Annotated in this window: 21 protein-coding genes; 8 read left to right on the top strand and 13 right to left on the bottom strand. The window is 39.2% G+C overall.

All coding sequences use genetic code 11. From position 1 onward, the window contains the following. The first annotated feature begins 39 nt into the window (after positions 1-39). Complete coding sequence (locus tag OA84_RS00680) at positions 40-357, top strand: bacteriophage spanin2 family protein (RefSeq protein WP_143068759.1); 318 nt, start codon at positions 40-42, stop codon at positions 355-357. A 47-nt stretch (positions 358-404) separates the two neighbouring features. Here the strand turns inward: OA84_RS00680 and OA84_RS00675 are convergent, their stop codons facing one another. The 7 genes from OA84_RS00675 to rsfS all read right to left on the bottom strand — a co-directional run bounded on the left by OA84_RS00675 (position 405) and on the right by rsfS (position 7,860). Further along, complete coding sequence (locus OA84_RS00675; protein ID WP_039341039.1) at positions 405-2,525, bottom strand: cation:proton antiporter domain-containing protein; 2,121 nt, start codon at positions 2,523-2,525, stop codon at positions 405-407. Positions 2,526-2,536: 11 nt separating this feature from the next. Further along, entirely contained in the window at positions 2,537-3,094 is a 558-nt protein-coding gene (locus OA84_RS00670) for a hypothetical protein (RefSeq protein ID WP_039340873.1), read from the bottom strand. A gap of 90 nt (positions 3,095-3,184) precedes the next feature. Then, positions 3,185-3,838 (bottom strand): phosphatidylserine decarboxylase family protein, encoded by a 654-nt coding sequence (locus OA84_RS00665; protein ID WP_039340869.1) that lies wholly within the window; start codon positions 3,836-3,838, stop codon positions 3,185-3,187. Positions 3,839-3,841: 3 nt separating this feature from the next. Beyond that, entirely contained in the window at positions 3,842-4,717 is an 876-nt protein-coding gene (locus tag OA84_RS00660; RefSeq protein ID WP_039340866.1) for a phosphatidate cytidylyltransferase, read from the bottom strand. A 46-nt stretch (positions 4,718-4,763) separates the two neighbouring features. After that, a complete protein-coding gene (locus OA84_RS00655) occupies positions 4,764-5,345 on the bottom strand; it encodes an LUD domain-containing protein (protein WP_039340863.1) in 582 nt (193 codons plus the stop codon). Positions 5,346-5,457: 112 nt separating this feature from the next. After that, entirely contained in the window at positions 5,458-7,449 is a 1,992-nt protein-coding gene (gene ftsH / locus OA84_RS00650) for an ATP-dependent zinc metalloprotease FtsH (protein ID WP_039341036.1), read from the bottom strand. A gap of 48 nt (positions 7,450-7,497) precedes the next feature. After that, positions 7,498-7,860: a ribosome silencing factor gene (gene rsfS / locus OA84_RS00645; RefSeq protein WP_039340859.1), complete on the bottom strand. Its 363-nt coding sequence runs from the start codon at positions 7,858-7,860 to the stop codon at positions 7,498-7,500. A gap of 87 nt (positions 7,861-7,947) precedes the next feature. Between rsfS and OA84_RS00640 the strand changes: the two genes are divergently transcribed. Then, positions 7,948-8,664: a biotin--[acetyl-CoA-carboxylase] ligase gene (locus OA84_RS00640; RefSeq protein WP_039340856.1), complete on the top strand. Its 717-nt coding sequence runs from the start codon at positions 7,948-7,950 to the stop codon at positions 8,662-8,664. On the opposite strand, the gene OA84_RS00635 is transcribed toward OA84_RS00640, so the two are convergent. The 4 genes from OA84_RS00635 to OA84_RS00620 are packed head-to-tail and all read right to left on the bottom strand — an operon-like array spanning position 8,658 to position 11,991. Further along, positions 8,658-9,752: an LptF/LptG family permease gene (locus OA84_RS00635; RefSeq protein ID WP_039340853.1), complete on the bottom strand. Its 1,095-nt coding sequence runs from the start codon at positions 9,750-9,752 to the stop codon at positions 8,658-8,660. The genes OA84_RS00640 and OA84_RS00635 overlap by 7 nt on opposite strands. Before the next feature lie 19 nt (positions 9,753-9,771). Next, positions 9,772-10,908, bottom strand: coding sequence for a tRNA guanosine(34) transglycosylase Tgt (tgt, locus tag OA84_RS00630; RefSeq protein ID WP_039340850.1), 1,137 nt, complete (start codon positions 10,906-10,908; stop codon positions 9,772-9,774). A gap of 1 nt (position 10,909) precedes the next feature. Continuing rightward, positions 10,910-11,278 (bottom strand): DUF4296 domain-containing protein, encoded by a 369-nt coding sequence (locus tag OA84_RS00625; RefSeq protein WP_052252047.1) that lies wholly within the window; start codon positions 11,276-11,278, stop codon positions 10,910-10,912. Beyond that, positions 11,275-11,991, bottom strand: a complete 717-nt coding sequence (locus tag OA84_RS00620; protein WP_039340845.1) for a polyprenol monophosphomannose synthase — start codon at positions 11,989-11,991, stop codon at positions 11,275-11,277. Before OA84_RS00620 ends, OA84_RS00625 begins: the two co-directional genes overlap by 4 nt. A 136-nt stretch (positions 11,992-12,127) precedes the next feature. Here OA84_RS00620 and OA84_RS00615 point away from each other — a divergent pair, with 136 nt between their 5' ends. The 4 genes from OA84_RS00615 to OA84_RS00600 all read left to right on the top strand — a co-directional run bounded on the left by OA84_RS00615 (position 12,128) and on the right by OA84_RS00600 (position 16,037). Further along, positions 12,128-12,769, top strand: a complete 642-nt coding sequence (locus OA84_RS00615; RefSeq protein WP_052252046.1) for a DUF4271 domain-containing protein — start codon at positions 12,128-12,130, stop codon at positions 12,767-12,769. Positions 12,770-12,781: 12 nt separating this feature from the next. Then, on the top strand, positions 12,782-13,522 hold the full coding sequence (locus tag OA84_RS00610) for a uroporphyrinogen-III synthase (protein ID WP_039340840.1): 741 nt from the start codon (positions 12,782-12,784) through the stop codon (positions 13,520-13,522). A 99-nt stretch (positions 13,523-13,621) separates the two neighbouring features. Beyond that, the gene (locus OA84_RS00605; protein ID WP_039341032.1) at positions 13,622-15,694 is read left to right on the top strand and encodes a S9 family peptidase; all 2,073 of its coding nucleotides are present in this window, start codon (positions 13,622-13,624) and stop codon (positions 15,692-15,694) included. After that, entirely contained in the window at positions 15,684-16,037 is a 354-nt protein-coding gene (locus tag OA84_RS00600; protein ID WP_039340836.1) for a hypothetical protein, read from the top strand. Before OA84_RS00605 ends, OA84_RS00600 begins: the two co-directional genes overlap by 11 nt. Before the next feature lie 57 nt (positions 16,038-16,094). Here OA84_RS00600 and OA84_RS00595 read toward each other — a convergent pair whose 3' ends face one another. Beyond that, positions 16,095-16,592, bottom strand: a complete 498-nt coding sequence (locus OA84_RS00595) for an SRPBCC family protein (protein ID WP_039340833.1) — start codon at positions 16,590-16,592, stop codon at positions 16,095-16,097. 186 nt (positions 16,593-16,778) lie between these two features. On the opposite strand from OA84_RS00595, the gene OA84_RS00590 reads away from it, so the two are divergent. Both OA84_RS00590 and OA84_RS00585 read left to right on the top strand, forming a co-directional pair. Then, on the top strand, positions 16,779-18,326 hold the full coding sequence (locus OA84_RS00590) for a sensor histidine kinase (protein WP_039340830.1): 1,548 nt from the start codon (positions 16,779-16,781) through the stop codon (positions 18,324-18,326). A 49-nt stretch (positions 18,327-18,375) separates the two neighbouring features. Beyond that, positions 18,376-19,062 (top strand): response regulator transcription factor, encoded by a 687-nt coding sequence (locus tag OA84_RS00585; protein WP_039340827.1) that lies wholly within the window; start codon positions 18,376-18,378, stop codon positions 19,060-19,062. Between the two features lie 448 nt (positions 19,063-19,510). Here OA84_RS00585 and OA84_RS00580 read toward each other — a convergent pair whose 3' ends face one another. Then, on the bottom strand, positions 19,511-20,038 hold the full coding sequence (locus OA84_RS00580; RefSeq protein ID WP_039340824.1) for an SPOR domain-containing protein: 528 nt from the start codon (positions 20,036-20,038) through the stop codon (positions 19,511-19,513). Positions 20,039-20,194 lie beyond the last annotated feature (156 nt).

Genomic DNA, 20,194 nt, shown 5'->3' with positions numbered 1-20,194 from the left:
AGATTTTTATTTCTTAGATTTGCAAAAAATATTTTTAAAATGAGAAAACTACTTCCAATATTTTTATTTCTAACGTTTTTAACGTCATGTCAAACCTTGGTGGTAACACCGCAACACCCAATGAGAACCAATTCTTTGGAGCTTTACAATACGTACCGGGTGCAAACCGCAAACGAGGGAACAAGGAAAGTGAAAGTCCTGAAACAGGATCAAGAAAAGATTTATGGCAAGCTGAAATCTGGAGAAGATGTGGTAATCAACAAATCTGATGTTCGCACCGTGCGAAAAACAGATGTTTTGACTTCGCTTCTTGTGGGTGCCGCGGCAGTTGCTGCCGTTGTTTTTGTGCCGATATAACGACAATTTTTAGAAAATAAAAGGAGCATTGAAAAATGCTCCTTTTTTTATTTGAAAAGCCGGCCAACTATTTTACCAATTTCCACAAAGTCCTTCGCGTTGGCAATGTCCCGAGTATCTTTCCGGTAATCTTCAGCTTTTGGAAGCGATGGATAAATGAGCAGGAAATTACGTTCGCGGAAATGGTCATTCAGGTAATCCGGCAAACGCTGCATTTGCGGGAGATAGGAAACCATATTGCGCTTCGCCATAATCATGATCAAACCATCGTTGTCTTTCATTTTTTCAAAAACTTTTTTGATTTCAAACCAGTTGTTGAAAATAATGAAACTTGCCTCAATGTTCGCCCGTTTCCGGATTTTTTCAATCACCGCGATGGTTTCATCGGTTCCGTAGAAATCTATTTTCGAACCGGAATTCCGAGCAATATTCCACACTTTTAATAGTGAATGGAAAAAAGTCGGCTCTTTTTCGGCATTTTTTGGCAAAATAACAAAATACCGCTGGATGGTCGACGCCGGCTGAATCGCCTGATAAACCAATACATTTGCGGTTTTATTATTCAAATATCCGCTATACAGATTATATACAAAACTCGGTGAAAAGCCTTTTTTGCCCGAAATACCAATCAATAAATCGGTAATGTCATATTCTTTAATCACATTTGAAATTCCGGAAATTACATCGGTGTCATAGCGCGTAAGCGGCGTAATTTTAATATCCGTTGCGGCACCGCCCTGTACAGCTAATTCAAGAATTTTTTCGGCGTTTTTCTTGGAAGAGTCGTTTTTTTCTTCGTTAATAATATTTAAAGCAAAAACATTTTCGGCGGTGCTTTTGGAACGGATCAATAACGCAAGATTGGTCATGGGTTCTACCGTTTCTATTTCGTTGATCGCCATTAAAATATTTTCGGTTTCAGGATTGGTTTCATCCATCGTGTCTTCGTTGTCCTGTTGCAATATTTCTTCAGCATTTTTCTGCGTCACAAATGACGAAATGGTACACGAAACCAAAATCAGCAGGATACTTCCGTTCAGAATACTTTCATCAAGCAAACGGATGGGTTCGCCCAGGTCCGTTTCACCAATGATAATATTATAACCAACCGTAACCGTTGCTAAAGTTGCCGCCGCTGAAGCCGAGCTTAAACCGAAAATAATACCGCCTTCCGCCTTGGAATAGGAAAAGGTTTTCTGCGTAGCTACCGAAGCCAGGTATTTCCCACCAATGGAAATGATCATCATTAAAATGGCGACTTTTATGGTTTCAAAATCTTTGAAAAAAACCGTAAAATCGATGAGCATCCCAACGCTGATCAAAAAGAAAGGAATAAAAATGGCGTTGCCCACAAATTCCACACGGTTCATTAAGGATGAAGTATGCGGGATTAATTTATTTAGTGCCAAACCTGCAAGGAAAGCACCAATAATGGCTTCAATACCGGCGAGTTCTGCTAAAAGCGCCGCAAAATAAATCATGACAAGTACGAAGATATACTGCGAAATTTTATCGCTGACTTTCTTAAAAAACCACCGTGCAATTATAGGAAAACCAATAAGAACCGCAGCTGCGAAAAGTATAATTCCGACTGAAAGTTTTGTCCAGAAAGCTGCATTTACCTGCCCGGTAGTCATCCCAACGACAACTGCTAAAACAAGAAGCGCGGCAATGTCGGTGATCACGGTTCCGCCAACTGTAATATTTACCGCGCGATTTTTTACGACACCCAATTTGCTAACAAGTGGGTAGGAAATTAAAGTGTGCGAAGAAAATAAACTCGCAAACAAAAATGAAGTCAGCCAGTTAAAATCTAAGATATAGTGCGCAGCCACAATACCCATTATAAACGGAATTACAAAAGTATAAGCACCAAAACCCATACTTTTCCACTTGTTTTTTTTGAATTCCGCCATATCGATTTCCAAGCCGGCCAAAAACATAATGTAAAGCAATCCCGTGGTGCCTGTAACCACAATGCTGCTGTCGCGTGTGAGCACATTAAAACCGTTCGGTCCAACTGCGGCGCCGGCGATAATTAAACCGAGAAGATGCGGAACTTTAATTTTATTGAGAAGAAGCGGCGCGGAAAGAATAATAATTAAAACCACCAAAAACTTCAGTACAGGATCTTCCAGTGGAAGGTCAAACTGCGAGACTGTTAACATTGTAAACATCTTTAGTTTTTGATTTTTTCCAGTTCAACAGAAAATTTCGAAACGCAGTCTTTACCTGTGAGCTCGCGGTTTCCTTTAATGCGGTCGGTAATTTCAGCAGGAACCTGCAAGGTGATATCGGATTTGTTAGGACTGGTAGTGTTGTTGAGGGAACTCATCTTTATTTCCGAGCCGGTAAATTTCGCAGTGTAGATATGCTCACTACCACTTTTATTAATGATGATTACCTGCTGCGCAGAGATTATCCACGTATCATTACGTTGGTCACCAATGACGTGTTCTGCACAACTGGATTCTGTACAGACCATTTTTCCGTTCCATTTTCCGAGAATATTTTGCGGTAATAAAGTAGCCGCTATAGTATCCGCAGTGTTTTCCGCGTTTTCTAAGCTGTCGCGCAGTGCCAGTAAACTTTCGTAATCCTGCTTTTTTACAGCAAATTCCGTTTCGCGCAGCAGGAGATTTTTTTCGCGCTCTTTCAGCTGATTTTCTTTTTTAGAATCGTCGCACGAACTTAGGCAAAACCCAAAAAAAAGCAGAAATAGCAGGGAAAATTTCATGTGAAAGTGTTTTTAAAGTTTTCTAAAATTATAAAAATAAATCCGGAATTAAAAATCCCGGAATTTTTCAGCTGCTATTTTTGAAATATTTTAAGCGTTCATTTTCGCAATGGTATCAATTCCACCTTTGGTTTTTTGGCCTATTTTGCAGGTAATTTCTGCATCTAAAGGTAAAAAAACATCCATTCTGGAACCGAATTTTATAAAACCGAATTCGTGCCCGGCTTTCGCAGTATCACCTTCATTACAGTTAAAAACAATGCGGCGCGCCACATAGCCCGCAATCTGGCGGAACACCACAATATGATTGGTTAAACTTTGTACCGCAATCGTAGTTCTTTCATTTTCCGTGGACGATTTTTCGTGCCACGCGACCAGATATTTACCGGGATGATATTTTTTGTAAATAACGTCGCCCGAAACCGGAAAACGGCAAATGTGAACATTAAGCGGCGACATAAAAATAGAAACCTGTATGGCTTTTCCCTGAATGAATTCGGTTTCTTCAACTTGTTTAATCATCACCACTTTACCGTCCACCGGTGCGATTACGTTTTCTTTATGATTTAAAATATCGCGATTGGGAACTCGGAAAAACCAGAAAATTAAGCCATAAATGATGAGCAGCGGCAGAACCACAGCCAGTCCCCACATTTCCAAAAAATAAACCGATAATATACTGATTACAGTGAAGGCAATGCCCGCGACTATCAGCGTACCTTTGGATTCTTTATGAAGTTTCATAACTTAAAATAATTTTTCTAAAATAAAGTATAAATATACGACTGGTGCGCAGATAATAAAACTGTCTAAACGGTCTAAAATTCCGCCGTGACCGGGAATTATATTTCCCGAATCTTTCACGCCAAAATTTCTTTTCAGCTGACTTTCAACCAAATCACCGAACGGCGCGAAAACCGAAACCAAAAATCCTACGATGATAAAATTTCCACGTAAATCCGGAAATTTCATTTCAATAATATACCCGATTATAAGGGTGAAAAAAACGCCGCCGGCAAATCCTTCCCAGGTTTTTTTCGGTGAAATTTTCGGCGCCATTTTGTGTTTTCCGAAAAATTTTCCGGTGAAGAACGCAAATGAATCGCTGCTCCAAATTAAAACAAAAAGGAAGAAAACTTCGAGCGTAAATGTTTCTTCAACCATCGAAAACTTCGGTAAACCTAAAGCGAAACTAAATGGCAGCGCGGTATAAATAACGGTGAAAATTAATTTACCGTTATCAAAGTATAATTCCTTAGGAAATTTAAATAAAGTGATGACCGCAATAACGATGAGGGAAAGTGCTAATATTTCGGAAAGGTTGAAATTGAAATAAAAACCGTGCTGAAAAAACCGTTTGGAAAAATAGTAGAAAACGAGAATTATAAGGGGGAAAACGACCCATTTTTCCCAACTTTTCGGATCGAATTTCATGATCCGTATGCATTCCCCGGCGCCCACGAAAAGGAAAAAAGTCATCAGCCCGTAAAAAAGATTCTGCTGTTTTACCAGTCCGGGAGAAACTGAATTAATCCATTCTGCGCCAAGTGGAGTTGTACACATGATGACAAGCAAGCCATATAAAGCACCACCAAAAAGGCGTAGAAGTAGATTTTTATCCAAAATTTTTTAATTAATGTTGAGCTGGTTTTGCGGCGTATAAAGATTTTTAATCTTCCAGCAAAAGTAAGAAAAGTTTTGTATTATCCTTATTCGGAGTATCTAATTTTGAATTGCTGCCGCTGATGGAAGTGAGATTCCGGATATTTCCGTTGCGTTTGATTTTGCTCATCGCGTCGTTCAGATTTGTCACGATTTGCGAAACATTAGCCATAATAACAATTTTTTCCGGCAGGCGCGAAGAGTGATAATGCAGAATGTTTTTGTGTGACAGCATAATTCTGCCGTCGTAAGCAATCAGATATTCACAGGTGATAAAAGCGCAGTCGTTGAAAAGTTCGAGATTGGTAGTGTAAGGAATGCTGATGACATCGAGGAAATTTTTTAAATCCTGATCCCAGCAAAAAACCGATTTTACCTGCTCGATCTTCAGAATATGATTTAAGGTATTGAGCGCTTCCGCTTCATCTGCACAGTAATTAAAAAATCCGCCGGAATGGGTAAATAATTGCGCAAACTTATAATCGAGGTCAGCATTTTTCAGCTGATCTCCAAGTTTAACCAAATCCTGTTCATTTTCTTCTTCAGGTTGATTCAATATTTTCCCGACCAATTTTTTAAATAGACTCAATTTCGAAATTTATAAGATTGTTATACAAAAATAAAAAATATTTCAAGAAACAATCAATTTTATAAAAGAATCCTGATTATTTCTTTCGGTTAATAATCAGGATTTTTTAGGTTTAAATTTGTGTTCCGGAATCCGGTGCGATTATTTCTTCGCCTTCCGGTTCTCCTTCTTTATGCGCATTGGACACCGGATTTTCGGTCAGTTCCGGATCCCAGGCTCTCTGACCGAAAACTTCTTCTAAATCTTCGCGGAAAATAACCTCTTTTTCAAGGAGTTTTGCTGCGAGAGCATCCAGTTTGTCTTTGTTGTCGCTCAGGATTTGCAATGCTCGTTGATATTGCGTTTCAATGATTTTCGAAATTTCTTCGTCGATCATTTTAGCGGTTTGATCAGAATAAGGTTTTCCGAAACTGTATTCCGACTGACCGGAGCTGTCATAGTATGAAATATTACCCAATTTGTCGTTTAAACCGTAAATTGTAACCATGGCCTGCGCTTGTTTGGTAACTCTTTCCAGATCGGAAAGTGCGCCGGTGGAAATATTTCCAAAAATGGTTTGTTCCGCAGCACGGCCACCTAAAGTTGCACAAAGTTCATCAGACATCTGTTCAGTGGTCGTCAACTGTCTTTCTTCCGGTAGATACCAGGCTGCGCCTAATGATCGGCCACGTGGCACAATTGTTACCTTTAAAAGCGGTGCAGCATGCTCTACCAACCAGGAAATGGTAGCGTGACCAGCTTCGTGGTAGGCAACGCGTCTTTTTTCTGACGGCTTAATGGCCTTATTTTTCTTTTCCAGACCACCGATGATTCGGTCAACAGCGTCTAAGAAATCCTGTGTCATTACCGATTCGTGAGAATTTCTGGCCGCAATTAAAGCGGCTTCATTACAAAGATTGGCAATATCAGCTCCGCTGAAGCCAGGAGTCTGTTTCGCAAGGAAATCACGGTCGATATTATCATCCAGTTTAATTTTCGCCAAATGCACATCGAAGATTTCGCGTCTTTCATGAAGTTCGGGCAAATCAACATAAATTGAACGGTCGAAACGTCCCGCACGCATCAAAGCTTTATCCAAAATGTCAGCGCGATTGGTTGCGGCCATTATGATTACATTCGTATCGGTACCGAAGCCGTCCATTTCCGTAAGCAACTGGTTGAGTGTATTTTCTCGTTCGTCGTTTCCGCCGGTCATATTTCCTTTACCTCTTGCTCTACCGATTGCATCAATTTCATCAATGAAAATAATGGCAGGAGATTTTGCTTTTGCCTGTGCAAATAAATCACGTACACGCGATGCACCTACTCCAACAAACATTTCAACGAAATCGGAACCTGAAAGTGAGAAGAATGGAACTTTAGCCTCGCCTGCAACGGCTTTTGCCAACAAAGTTTTACCCGTTCCCGGAGGACCGACAAGCAAAACACCTTTCGGAATTTTTCCGCCTAATTTGGTGTATTTATCTGAATTTTTAAGGAAATCTACAACTTCCTGCACTTCTTCTTTTGCGCCTTCCAAACCTGCAACATCTTTGAAAGAGACGTTAACTTTGTCTTTTTCATCAAAGAGTTTAGCTTTTGACTTTCCTATTGAAAAAATCTGGCCGCCACCGCCACCACCGCCGCCGCCCATCATCTTGCGGAAGATGACGAAATAAAACAGCGCCATAATAGCAATCCAGAAAATTGCGGTAAACAATAATTCGGTCATTGGATTTTTACCAATGCCATAATCTTTTTTAGTTGCTACTGCGGGATTTTCCGCCTTAATTGTGTCAAATTTTTGCAGGAAAAGCTGCAGATCACCAAAACTTAAAGTGTAATCCGGTTTTGGTGAAAAATCAAAAGCAGAAAAAGGGCTTCTTTCCTGTTGAACCTGCTTGGTCGCCGCTTCCGTTTTTGCGGCCTGAGTTAGAAAAACATCCGCTTTTTCGGTGTCTTTATAAATAAGCACATTATCTACTTTGCCTTGCTCCATCAGCTGGTAAAATCCTTCTTCATCTATGGTATTGGTGTCATCACCATTCATATTAGAAAAGAAAAAGAGAAATAACGCAACTATAACGATGGGGAAGAACCAGTTAAAACCTTTATTATTATTCATATCTTTTTTCAAAATTCTGCGCGGGATTTTCCCCGGCAGATGCTGTAATTAATTTTCTATTTTAGTTATTGCTGCGTCGCCCCAAAGCTCTTCAATATCATAGTATTCGCGGGTTTCGCGCTGGAAAACATGCACCACCACAGAAACATAATCCAATAAAACCCAAAGGTTATTTTCTGTTCCTTCTACATGCCAAGGTCTGTCGTGCAGGTCGTTTCTTACTTTTTTTTCGATGTTTCCGGCGAGCGCAGAAACCTGGGTATTAGAGTTACCGGTGCAGATAATAAAAGTTTGTGCAACGGAATTTTCTATTTTAGAAAGGTCGAAAATCATGATGTCTTCACCTTTTGTATCTTGTATAGCTTCTACGATTTTGTCAATTAGAAGTTGTTTTTCTGGTATCTTATTCATTAAAAATTTTGTATAATCTGCAAATTTATTGTTTTTTTATTTAATTAGTCTGAAATTTGGCCTTTCCAACTCTTAAAGTTTTCATAAATGACCGACTTGTTTTACCTGCGGGAATGTTCTTCAACACAAGAAAAAATCGGGGAATTTATACCTGCAGAAAACCCGGTTTCGGTTGCCGTCTGCACTTTTAATCAAACTAAAGGAAAAGGTCAATATGGAAATTCCTGGGAATCTGGCAAAAACCTAAATATTGCTTATTCTCTGGCTGTACCAACTTCGTCTATAAACCTTCCCGACCATTTGTTCAATTTCCATACCGCTGTTCTGGTGGCCGATTTTCTCGCCAATTTGACCACGGAAAAAGTTCAGATTAAATGGCCAAACGACATCATCATCAAAAATAAAAAAATTGCCGGTTTGCTCGTAGAAAAAAAAATGCTGCTAAATGAGCCTTTTTTTGTGTTTGGAATTGGCCTGAATGTGCTGCAGAAAGATTTCGGAAATCTGTCAAAAGCAGGTTCTTTGCTTACACAAACGGGTGTTTTGCACGATTTGGAAATTTTGACCGAACAGCTTCACCAATACCTGGTTGAAAATATTTCGAAAAATGTAAATTCAAAAAAAACATTAAAACAGCTCAATATAAATTTATTCCGGAAAGATTTGGTGTCGGTTTTTGAAATTAACCAAATAAGACAAAATGGCATTATCAAAGAAGTTGATGAAGCCGGTTTTTTGATAGTTGATCTAGAAAATGACGGATTAAAAAAGTTTTTCCATAAAGAAATTGAACTTCTTTACTGATTCGCGCGCCGGAAATAAAGAAATAATGCGATCGGTCCGAACACCAAATTTGGAATCCACATTGCAACAAGCGGCGTAAGTCCTTTGTTTTGCGAAACTACTTTCAAAACCTCGAAGGAAAAAACAAAGACGAAGGCGAGCGCAATACCAATTGCTAAATTGATACCCAAACCTCCGCGTTTTTTTTGCGACGAAAGCGACAGCGCTAAAAACGTGAGAATGATGACCGAAAAGGGCATCGAAGTGCGCTGGTGAAGTTCATTTAAGTACGTATTCAGGTTGGCGTTTCCTTTTTCTTTTTCGCGGTTCACGAAAGTGACGAGTTCTGGCGTGGTTTTATTTTGACCGAGCAACACATCGGGGAAAAGTTCTTCCGGCGGCAACCCGAAATCTTTGGTCATGCTGTTGCCGTTATTCAGCTTTTCTTTATCATTTTTCAGAAATGTTTTTTCTAAAAAATTGGTCATTGTAAAGCGCTTTTTTTCCGGTTCCCAATAGAAATCTGCAGCGTTCAGCTGGTAAATTAAATTCCTTTTTTTATCGAATTTCTGATACAGAAATCCAGAGCCGCGCTTGTCTTTTTTGTTATAACTTTTAATGAAAATGTATTCGGTTTTTGAAAGTTGCGTGGAAACTTCCGCATTGCCGGTAAACTGGTCACGGCTTTTTGCGGTGTACGTGTAAGGTTCCAACTCGTTTTTTTTGGTATTTGCCAGCGGCAAAACAAAATGATTGATGAGCAAAGCTGCGGCTGCAATAGCTCCTGACGTGATTAAATACGGCCGCGCAAAACGGTGAAAACTCGCGCCGGAACTGATTATCGCAACAATTTCGGTATTATTTGCTATTTTCGAGGTGAAAAATATGACCGAAATAAAGACCAGAATCGACATAAATGTAATAACCAAATTCACGATCCAGAACGGGTAGAAATTAATTAAAAATTCGCTTACGGTGAAGCCGTTCGATTCAATTCTCGGTGCTTTTGCCTGCACATCAATTACCAAAACGATGATACTCAAAAGTCCCAGCATAAACCCGAAGGTGCCGAGGTATTTTTTGATGATATACAAATCGATAATTTTCATGCTTTGAGGGCGGAATTTTTTACAGTCGGTTTTTTAATTGCGGGATAATTGAATCTTTCCATTCATAGAAATCGCCGGCGACAATGTGCTCACGTGCCACACGAACCAAATCCAGATAGAAAGCTAAATTATGTACCGAAGCAATTTGCTTTCCTAAATATTCTTTCGAAGCAAAAAGGTGACGCACATACGCTTTGGAATATTCGGAATCTACATAGCTCGTCCCAAGTTCGTCCAAAGCAGAAAAATCATCTTTCCACTTTTCATTTTTCATATTCATGATGCCGCCCCAGGTGAAAAGCATGGCGTTGCGCGCATTTCTGGTAGGCATTACACAGTCCATCATATCAATTCCCAGTCCGATGCTTTCCAAAATATTCCACGGCGTACCAACGCCCATTAAATATCGTGGTTTTTCTTTTGGTAAAACGTCGGTTACTTCGTTGGTAATGCGGTACATTTCATCTTCCGGCTCACCAACAGAAAGTCCGCCAATTGCGTTTCCTTCGGCATTTTGTTCTGAAATAAATTCCGCGGAAGCTTTCCTTAAATCAGAATAAGTAGAACCCTGAACGATTGGAAATAAACGCTGCTTATGGCCGTAAATTTCCGGATTTTCTTCAGTCCAGCTGATGCATCTTTTCAGCCAGCGATGCGTCATTTCCATCGAAGATTTCGCTAAATTATAATCGCACGGATACGGCGTACATTCATCAAAAGCCATAAAAATATCGGCACCGATCTGGCGCTGGATTTCCATTGATTTCTCTGGTGAAATAAAATGAGTGCTGCCGTCGATATGCGATTTAAATTTTACGCCTTCTTCGTTCAGTTTTCTTGATTTTGACAAAGAGAAAACCTGATAACCACCAGAATCTGTAAGAATTGGTAAATCCCAGTTCATGAATTTATGTAGTCCGCCTGCAGCCTGCATAACATCCATTTTCGGACGCAAATTCAGGTGATAGGTGTTTCCTAAAATAATCTGGGCTTTAATGTCATCTTTTAATTCTCTCTGATGAACGGTTTTCACCGAAGCTATAGTTCCTACGGGCATAAAAATTGGCGTTTGGATATCGCCGTGGTCTGTAGATAAGGTTCCGGCGCGGGCTTTTCCGGGTGTGGTATTATTTATGGTAAAAAATTGGGACTTCATTCTATCGTGCAAATACGGGTACGTTACGGTTTTCTTTTAATCTTTTTTCAATGTAAACTTTTGCGGCGGGGTCTTTTTCTAAAACAATTTTTTGGGCGTCATTTAAAATGCCTTCAATTTCGCCGGTCGCGGTGTAATATTTATAACTTTCGGTAAAAGCTTTACCGGTGGTTTTTTTCTGTTTTAAGGTGTACCGCGTGGCATTGTCGAGGTTCAGGTTTTGAATAACGCTAGTGAGCTGTTCGTTCATTGCGAAATCTGCGATGAGTTCCGACATGGTTTCTTTCTCCACTAAATTTTTCGGTGGATCAATTAATTTTCCGCAGGAAAAAGCAAAAAAAGCCAGAAATAACAGCCAAAATTTTTTCATAACTTCCCGATGAGTGCTTTCCATTTTAAATTTAAAACGCCGAAAACCGCTTCGTGGATGATTCCGCCGTTCATTTTGCTGGTTCCGAGTTCGCGGTTGGTGAAAATTATTGGAACTTCAACAATTTTAAATCCTTTCTGGTACGCACGGAATTTCATTTCAATCTGGAAACCGTAGCCTTTCAGCTTTATGTTTTCCAAACCGATGTTTTCTAAAACCTTTCGGGAAAAACACACGAAACCTGCAGTGGTGTCGTGAATCGGAATTCCAAGAATAGCCTGAACATATTTCGAGGCAAAATAAGAAAGCAGCACTCTTCCCATGGGCCAGTTGACTACATTCACCCCTTTGGAATAGCGCGAACCAATGCTCATGTCCGCTGTTTGACAGGCTAAAAATAATTTATTCAAATCCTGAGGATTGTGCGAAAAATCGGCATCCATTTCAAAAATGTAATCGTAATTATTTTCCAGCGCCCATTTAAAACCGTGGATATAAGCTTGCCCAAGACCGTCTTTTACTTTCCTTATGCTTAGAAAAAGATTTTTTGGGTGCAAAAGCTGCATTTTTTTTACGGCTTCACCAGTGCCGTCGGGCGAGGAATCATCGACCACCAGAATATGGAAATCCTCCTGCAGCGCGAACACGGCAGAGATAATACTTTCGATATTCTCAATCTCATTATACGTAGGTATGATGACGAGTTTCTTCATCCGGAAAATTAATGTGCAAAGATAAACTATTCCGCCGTTATTTTTTCAAATTCTAATTTAGCTAAATCCGCGGTTCAGCTGCTTAATTTTTGGTTGAATTAGCCTTAATATTCTTATTTTTGCAAAAAGGTTTTTCTTGGTTAGAATCGTACAGCAGAATGATTGGGTAGCCTTTATTGTCACAGGCTGCATTTTGCTTTATACTTTCATGTTGCTTTACTTACACCGGGATTCTTCGGTGCGGGTTTTCATATTGCAAAAATTTGCCGATTCTTCCAATAATTTTTTAAGCTGGTTAATTATCAGCGCAGTTTTTGTGCTGTCCTTCGCGACATTAATTTCGCAAACCATTCCTATTGTGCCGGCAAAAATCCGGGAAATGAATCTTTTCGGTTACGAGCTGAATAAATTTGGTTTTACGCTTTGGGTTTTAATTCTGTTCTATTCAGTTAAAAGCGGTCTTGGTTATCTGTATTTTGCGGGAACCGGCAGTCAGGAAAAATGGCCGTATTTTCAGTTTACCGCCTCGAAGTTTTATTTCTTAGCTTCTTTGGTTTTGCTCGTGGCGTGTATTTACCAATTTTACATCAATGCAGATTTATCACTGCTTTACAATTATTATTTTTGGGGTTTTTTCGGTGTTTTTTTATTAAAAATGCTCCTTTACCTCTTCTCTCCTCAATATATCTTGCCTATAAAATGGTATTATAAATTTTTGTATATTTGCACGCTCCAAATAGCGCCTGTCATTGCGCTTTGGAGAATATTATATTTTTAACAAAATTTAATGATGAAAATTAAATCTATCCTTGTTTCACAACCTGCTCCCAACGAGTCGTCGCCTTATCTTGAAATGGCAAAAAAGGAAAAAATCAAGATTGATTTTAGACAGTTCATTCATGTAGAAGGTGTAGATGCGAAAGAACTACGAGGTCAAAAAATTGACTTATCACACTTTACCGGCGTAATTTTTACCAGTAAAAATGCGATCGACCACTTTTTCCGTTTGGCAGAAGAAATGCGTTTCGCTGTGCCGGATTCTATGCGCTATATCTGCCAGTCTGAAGCGATTGCGAATTACCTGCAGAAACATATCGTGTACCGAAAAAGAAAAATTTCTTTCGGTGAGAAAAACTTCTGCGATTTGGCACCACTTTTCAAAAAATTCCCTTCGGAGAAATATATTTTACCTGCTTCGGACATTTTAGGCTCTGACATTCAGAAGGTTATGGACGCTTCCGGCGTGGAGTGGGTGAAAGCTACGATGTACAAAACCGTCAGCAGCGATTTAAGCGATATTAAAATCGATGATTACGACATGCTTGTGTTTTTTACGCGTCAGGGCATCAAATCTTTGGGCGAAAATTTTCCGGATTTTAAGCAAAATGACACCAAAATTGCGGTTTTCGGAGCAACCACAGAACAGGCAGCAATAGATGCCGGTTTCCGCGTGGATGTCATGGCGCCAAGCAAGGAATCGCCATCAATGACCATGGCGATTGAAAAATACATTAGAAATTTGGAAAAATAATTTTCTTCAATTTTAAAATAAATAAAACCGCCTTTCCATGTAAAGCCGGTTTTTATCATTTAAAGACTATAATTAATGAGCAATATAAATCAGGAAAAAATGCCCGAAAAGCAGCCAAAAAATTCCGTTCCGATAGCAAAGAAAATTGACCACGTTCTGGAAATGCACGGTGACAAAAGAAATGATCCGTATTTCTGGCTGAACGAAAGGGAAAACCCGGAAGTTCTGGCGTACCTGAAAGCAGAAAATTCCTACGCGGACGCGGTGATGAAAGATACCGAAGATTTTCAGCAACAACTTTTTGATGAAATGAAAGCGCGTTACAACGAAAATGACGAATCTTTGCCGTATTTTTTCAACGAATACTGGTACATCGTACGTTATGAGGAAGGCAAAGAACATCCGCTTTTCACCAGAAAACATTTGACTTTAGAAAATCCCGAAGAGTTGATTCTCGATGTAAATATTCTGGCGGAAAAGCACAAATTTTTTGAAGTTGGCAGCGTCGCGGTTTCACCTAATAATAAACTTGCGAGCTATTCTTCGGACAACATGGGACGCAGAATTTACGAGCTGAATTTTAAAAACCTAGAAACCGGCGAAATTTTACAGGATCAAATTCCCAACACGACCGGAAAAGCGGTTTGGGCAAACGACAACGAACATGTTTTCTACATCCGGAAAGATGAAAGTCTGCGCGCTTTTCAGGTTTATTTGCATCAACTTGGAACGGATTCTTCGCAGGATGTTTTGGTTTTTCATGAGAAAGATGAAACTTTTGACGTTAATGTTTACAAAACCAAGTCGCTGGAATATATTTTCATTGCAAGTTCCAGCACAATTTCTGATGAACAGCGTTTCATTCCGGCGAACGATGTTTTGGCGGAATGGAAAATCATTCAGCCTAGAATTGACGATCTAGAATATGCGGTGGAACATTATCAAGATGAATTTTATATCATCACTAATGCTGATGACGCTACGAATTTTAAACTCGTAAAAACAAAAGTTGCACAACCGGGAATCGAATTTTGGACAGATGTTATTCCGCACCGCGAAGATGTTTTGCTGGAAGGTTTTGAGATTTTTAATAAATATCTTGTTCTTGAAGAAAGAACTGAAGGTTTGCTGCAGCTGAAAATTATAAATTCTGCCGACAATTCTGCTCATTTTTTACCTTTTTCCGATCCTACTTATACCGCTTATATCGGTTTAAACCTGGAATTTGATACCGATAAACTTCGTTATGGCTACACTTCTTTGACGCAGCCAAGTTCAACTTTCGAATATGACATGAAGGAAAGAACCACAATTCTCCTGAAACAGCAGGAAGTTTTAGGTGGCGATTTTTCACCTGAAAATTATATTTCGGAAAGAATCTGGGCGGAAGCGCGCGACGGAAAAAAAGTGCCGATTTCGCTGGTTTTTCATAAAGATACTCCGAAATCTTCGGAAACACCTTTATTGCTTTACGGTTACGGAAGTTACGGTCACACGGTGGACGCAAGCTTTTCAAACGTGCGGCTTTCGCTTTTAAACCGCGGTTTTATTTTTGCAATCGCGCATATTCGTGGCGGCGAATATTTGGGCCGCGAGTGGTATGAAGACGGAAAAATGCTGAGCAAAAAGAACACTTTTTTCGATTTCATCGATGCGGCGAAACATTTAATTAAGGAAAATTATACTTCTTCAGCGCATTTGTACGCGATGGGCGGCAGCGCGGGCGGACTTTTAGTTGGCGCCGTGATGAATTATGAACCGGAACTTTTCAACGGAATTGTGGCGCAGGTTCCTTTCGTTGACGTTGTTACCACGATGTTGGACGAAACTATTCCGCTGACAACGGGTGAATTTGATGAATGGGGAAATCCGAAAAAGAAAAAATATTACGATTATATGAAATCGTATTCTCCGTACGATAATATCGAAGCGAAAAATTATCCGAATTTGCTCATTACCACAGGTTTTCACGATTCTCAGGTGCAATATTGGGAACCCGCAAAATGGACCGCAAAACTTCGGGATTTGAAAACTGACCAAAATCTGCTTATCTTTAAAACCGATTTAAGCTCCGGTCACGGCGGCGCCAGCGGCAGATTTGAATCTTTAAGGGAAGATGCGCTGGAATATGCTTTTATAATTAAATTAGAGAATAAAATTGATGGAAAATAAATCAGAAAGCCAATTGTGGTCAGAGGTGGAAGAGTTTTTTGTAAAAACTTTTGATACGGAAAAGCATCCGCAGATCGATACGATTTTATTTTTGATTGGTGTGCAGGAACTGGGTAGCGGCCAGCAGAAATATACGAAAGATGATAAGTTGAACATCTTGCACATCGCGGTTTGTAGATTATTGGAGCCTTTTGGGTACTACAAATTTTCGCATTACGATGATGATGGTTATCCGCATTTCGATGAGGTGGATAAGCTTCCGGAACTGAAACCGAACGAGCAGCAAATCCTGATGAAAAAAGCAATCATTCAATATTTCATCGACGAAGAACTTTTTAACTAAAGAGGGCCGAAAAGAAATTTTCGGCCTTTTTTGCGCAAATTTTTTAAAAACGCCTAACTAACTTTCTGGGTTTTCCAAAAGATTTTCCAGCTGCTCGAGACTTTTCAGCACGCGTTCTTCAAAACCGAGTTTCATTAAGGTTTGCATCTCCTCTTCGGAACCGAAATGAATATTGATGGTGAGCTTCATGCCTTCTTCAACGCCTGTAAAACCTACGAGCCAGTTGGAAGTGGGAATTTCCGGATTAATTTCTCCGTGTTCATCGGCCATAAAATCTGTAAAATCAAAACTTCTTCCGCTGTTGATTTCATGAAATTTAAATCCGGCAAATTGGGTTTGGTTTTCAGGATTCGTCATTTTATACTTCCAGAAGCCGTTTGGTGCAAAATTCATTTCCACAGTTTCTGCTTTCCACGGCGCAGGCGCCCACCAGCTTTCCAGCAAATTTGCTTCCGTGAAATGCGACCAAACTTCGGTTGCCTGGGCATTTAAAATTTTCATGATATACACGGTAGCTGCCTGTTCGTCGGTATTGAAGATGACTTTTGCTTTCATTTTTCTTGTTTTCACAAATTTAGATATTATTTAGCAGACCGTTTTTGCGTGATTTATTAAATTTAGAATTAACTATAATTAGTTAAAAAAAAGATTTTTAAGAAAATAAGCACAATATAACGGCTGAAAATTTGTTATAACAGTGTTAAAATCATTAATTTTAACAATTCATATTTAAAATTCCTAATGAACAATAAGTTTATTCCGTTTATATCTGTCCTGATGACGATTTCCATGATTGTCTTTGTAACGCTTCAGCTTTATTGGTTGAAGGAATTGTATGGCGCTTTGAATCAGGACTTTAGTAATAAAGTCTATTCCTCCATGGAATCTTCTGCGTTGAAGATTTCACAGCTTGAAAATGAAAAATACCTGAATCAGGATTTTAAGAATTTCGGGAAAAGCGTTGTCGACAGCAGCAATAAACCAACGCAAACTTACATTCAGCAAAATTCCGATGCCGGAAACCGCGAGACTGTAATTTTCCAGAAAAGCATCGTTGAAAACCAAAATTTTCCAATTTCTCAGAAAGGTGACAGTTTAAAACTGACGAATCTCTACACGGACGAAGGCATTCTTCAGATCAAAAAATCCCCGAACACCACTGAGCCGCTGACTGCGCAAATGAGCAAAGACATTAATAATAATACGTATGCGCTGCGCCAGTTTGTAAAATTAAGCGCCTCGAGTTTGCCGATCGAAAAAAGAGTTGATGTAAAAACGCTGGATTCGGTGTTGTCCAATGAACTGAAATTAAGCGGTTTAAGCACAAAATTCGGGTTTGCAGTTATTGACCGAACCAATAAAATGACAAAAGTGGTGAATACGACTTTTTTGGAGGAAAAAGATAAAAACAATTATACTTATCCGCTTTTTACCGACAGCAAAGACCGGCCACTTTACACGCTGGCGCTGGTTTTCCCGCGGAAAGATTATTCTTTGGCGAAAAATAACCTGCCGATGCTGCTCGGAACTTTCATGTCGTTGCTTACCATTTTGGGAATTTATATCATTTCCATTAATTATATGATGCGGCAGAAAAAAATTGCCGAGGTGAAAACCGATTTCATCAACAATATGTCGCACGAGTTTAAAACGCCTTTGGCAACCATTTCGGTGGCGACAGATTCTTTGGCAAATGATAAAATTGCAACGAATCCGGAAAAGGTGAAATATTATTCCGGCTTGATTAAGCAGGAAAATCTACGAATGAAAAAGCAGGTGGAAAATGTGCTGAATATGTCGAAACTGGAGCGGAATGAGGTTAAATTATTTTTAAAGGAAACCGACGTGCGAAGTCTCATAAAAGAGATTACAGAATCTTTCGGCCTCATCGTTGCAAATCGCGATGGTACGCTGACTCAGGAGTTTAACACCGAAAAATATGTCTTTAAGATTGATGAATTTCACATTTCTAATGCGCTTGTAAACCTGCTGGATAACGCCAATAAATATTCGCCCGAAGCACCGGAAATAAAAGTAAGCACCCGGAATGAAGGAAACTGGTACATCATTGAAATCGCTGACAAAGGGATCGGAATGGAAACCGACAATAAATCCAGGATTTTCGAGAAATTTTTCCGCGAAGAAACGGGTAATATTCACAATGTAAAAGGTCAGGGTCTTGGATTATCTTATGTGAAGAAAATCATTGAACTCCATAAAGGCGTCGTATTGGTGGAATCTCAAAAAGGTCTTGGAAGCAAATTCACCATCAAATTACCGATGGTTTAAAAAAAATAAAAAAGTAGGTGAAAGCCGTATAACATTAAACAAATAAATTATGAGCAACAGAATCTTATTAGTAGAAGACGACCAAAGTTTTGGTGCGGTTTTGAAGGATTATTTATCCATTAATAATTTCGAGGTTACCCTTGCGACGGACGGTGAACAGGGCTTGAAAGAATTTACGGAAAACGAGTTTGATATCTGTATTTTCGATGTGATGATGCCGAAAAAAGATGGTTTCAGTTTGGCGGAAGACGTAAAGCGCATTGATAAAAATATTCCCATAATTTTCCTCACCGCGCGGAATATGCGCGAAGATATTCTGAAAGGTTACCAGCTGGGCGCCGACGATTATATTACAAAACCTTTCGATACCGAACTGCTTCTTTACAAAATAAAAGCGATTTTACAGCGCAGCGCGACGCTTGAAAATGATGAGCAGGAACAGTTTAAAATCAGCAATATTTTCTTTGATTCGATGTTGAGACAGTTGCGCGTAGGTGAAAATGAATACAAACTTTCGCCAAAAGAGAACGAACTGCTGAAATTGCTTTGCCAGCACCGAAACGATTTTATGCCGCGCGATCTGGCTTTGAGAAAAATCTGGAAAAAAGAAAATTATTTCACCGCGAGAAGTATGGATGTTTACATTGCGAAGCTGAGAAAACTGCTGAAAGACGATGACGGTTTGGAAATCATCAATGTTCACGGTGAAGGTTTCCGTCTTTTGGTGAAAAATTAGGCCAAATAGACGGTAATTTTTTGTTTTGAAATTCCGGCAGTTTTTAGCAATTTGCCAAAACTGAAAAATTCGGTCTTTTAGCACCGAATTTTTTTGATTCAAATAAAATTAGCGATTTGCTAAAACAGGAAAATTTGCCGTTAAAGCAGTTAATTTTTTTGCTTTAATCCAATAGCACTTTTAGCAAAAAATAAGCAGTTTGGTAAAACGGAAAAATTTGCTCTTTTACCAGGTAATTTTTTTGATTTAAATAAATGCACTTTAGTGTTGTGCTAAATTGAAAAAATTAGCCATTAAAGCAGGTAATTTTTTAGTTTTTATCTAAAGCCAGTTTTCAGCGTGTTCCAAAATAGAAATATTTGCGGTTAAAGCAGGTAATTTTTAATAATTAAAAATAAGAGCCACTTTCAAAAAAAGTGGCTCTTATTATATATGGTGTATTGTGAAATTATTTTGCTTCCACACAGAAAACGCGGTATTGTATCGGCAGTGCGCTCGGGAATTGCTGTTTGATTCGGGCGAGATCCGCCGCCGCACTTTTTTTGGTAAAATAACTACCGGCCATTACTTTATAGTTTGGTCTTAGCGAGGCATCGATTTCAACTTTCATATTCGGGAAACGTCTGCGGAAAAACATACCGACTTCGCGCGCTTCTTCATTACTTTTTACCACCGCCAACTGAATTTTGTAACCCATAATTCTTGGGTTTCTACGGCAGATTTCGGCATCGGTAAGTTCGCGTTCCGGTACGGCGATTTTCGGTTCTGAGGTTCTGCCCTCATTATTTCCGGAAAATGTAGTGCTAGGTGTGGCACATTTATCTTCGATATTGGCAAGCAGGTCGTTGACGTTCTGGTCCATCACAATGGTAAGTGGCGTACCGTTGATGGTGTCGTTTTTTATAACTTGCTGTGCGGTAAAGAAATTAACCGAAAAAAGGGAAAACAGGGCAAATATCTTAAAATAGTTTTTCATCGAATATATTTTGCACAAATTTAAAACAAATAAAAATTATAGGAGTATTTGTTATTTAGAACCTTTATAAATTAAACCAAAACCTCCGATGGATACGTAATCGGCTGTTAAGATTCTGTTAAAAGTCTTATTTTTGCCAAGTTGAAAGTAAACTCA

This window comes from Kaistella solincola, assembly GCF_000812875.1.
GTDB lineage: Bacteria > Bacteroidota > Bacteroidia > Flavobacteriales > Weeksellaceae > Kaistella > Kaistella solincola.
The sequence above is the reverse complement of the archived record's forward strand: the minus strand, read 5'-3'. Positions and strand labels throughout refer to the sequence as shown.

Excerpts from the sequence above, each read along its gene's own strand:
- OA84_RS00595 (WP_039340833.1), bottom strand. The coding sequence starts at position 16,592 with ATGAAAGCAAAAGTCATCTTCAATACCGACGAACAGGCAGCTACCGTG.
- tgt (WP_039340850.1), bottom strand. The coding sequence starts at position 10,908 with ATGAAGTCCCAATTTTTTACCATAAATAATACCACACCCGGAAAAGCC.
- OA84_RS00675 (WP_039341039.1), bottom strand. The coding sequence starts at position 2,525 with ATGTTAACAGTCTCGCAGTTTGACCTTCCACTGGAAGATCCTGTACTG.
- OA84_RS00590 (WP_039340830.1), top strand. The coding sequence starts at position 16,779 with ATGAACAATAAGTTTATTCCGTTTATATCTGTCCTGATGACGATTTCC.
- OA84_RS00680 (WP_143068759.1), top strand. The coding sequence starts at position 40 with ATGAGAAAACTACTTCCAATATTTTTATTTCTAACGTTTTTAACGTCA.
- OA84_RS00670 (WP_039340873.1), bottom strand. The coding sequence starts at position 3,094 with ATGAAATTTTCCCTGCTATTTCTGCTTTTTTTTGGGTTTTGCCTAAGT.
- ftsH (WP_039341036.1), bottom strand. The coding sequence starts at position 7,449 with ATGAATAATAATAAAGGTTTTAACTGGTTCTTCCCCATCGTTATAGTT.
- OA84_RS00600 (WP_039340836.1), top strand. The coding sequence starts at position 15,684 with ATGGAAAATAAATCAGAAAGCCAATTGTGGTCAGAGGTGGAAGAGTTT.
- OA84_RS00620 (WP_039340845.1), bottom strand. The coding sequence starts at position 11,991 with ATGAAGAAACTCGTCATCATACCTACGTATAATGAGATTGAGAATATC.
- OA84_RS00605 (WP_039341032.1), top strand. The coding sequence starts at position 13,622 with ATGCCCGAAAAGCAGCCAAAAAATTCCGTTCCGATAGCAAAGAAAATT.
- OA84_RS00580 (WP_039340824.1), bottom strand. The coding sequence starts at position 20,038 with ATGAAAAACTATTTTAAGATATTTGCCCTGTTTTCCCTTTTTTCGGTT.
- OA84_RS00585 (WP_039340827.1), top strand. The coding sequence starts at position 18,376 with ATGAGCAACAGAATCTTATTAGTAGAAGACGACCAAAGTTTTGGTGCG.
- OA84_RS00635 (WP_039340853.1), bottom strand. The coding sequence starts at position 9,752 with ATGAAAATTATCGATTTGTATATCATCAAAAAATACCTCGGCACCTTC.
- rsfS (WP_039340859.1), bottom strand. The coding sequence starts at position 7,860 with ATGAATAAGATACCAGAAAAACAACTTCTAATTGACAAAATCGTAGAA.
- OA84_RS00665 (WP_039340869.1), bottom strand. The coding sequence starts at position 3,838 with ATGAAACTTCATAAAGAATCCAAAGGTACGCTGATAGTCGCGGGCATT.
- OA84_RS00610 (WP_039340840.1), top strand. The coding sequence starts at position 12,782 with ATGAAAATTAAATCTATCCTTGTTTCACAACCTGCTCCCAACGAGTCG.
- OA84_RS00625 (WP_052252047.1), bottom strand. The coding sequence starts at position 11,278 with ATGAAAAAATTTTGGCTGTTATTTCTGGCTTTTTTTGCTTTTTCCTGC.
- OA84_RS00640 (WP_039340856.1), top strand. The coding sequence starts at position 7,948 with ATGACCGACTTGTTTTACCTGCGGGAATGTTCTTCAACACAAGAAAAA.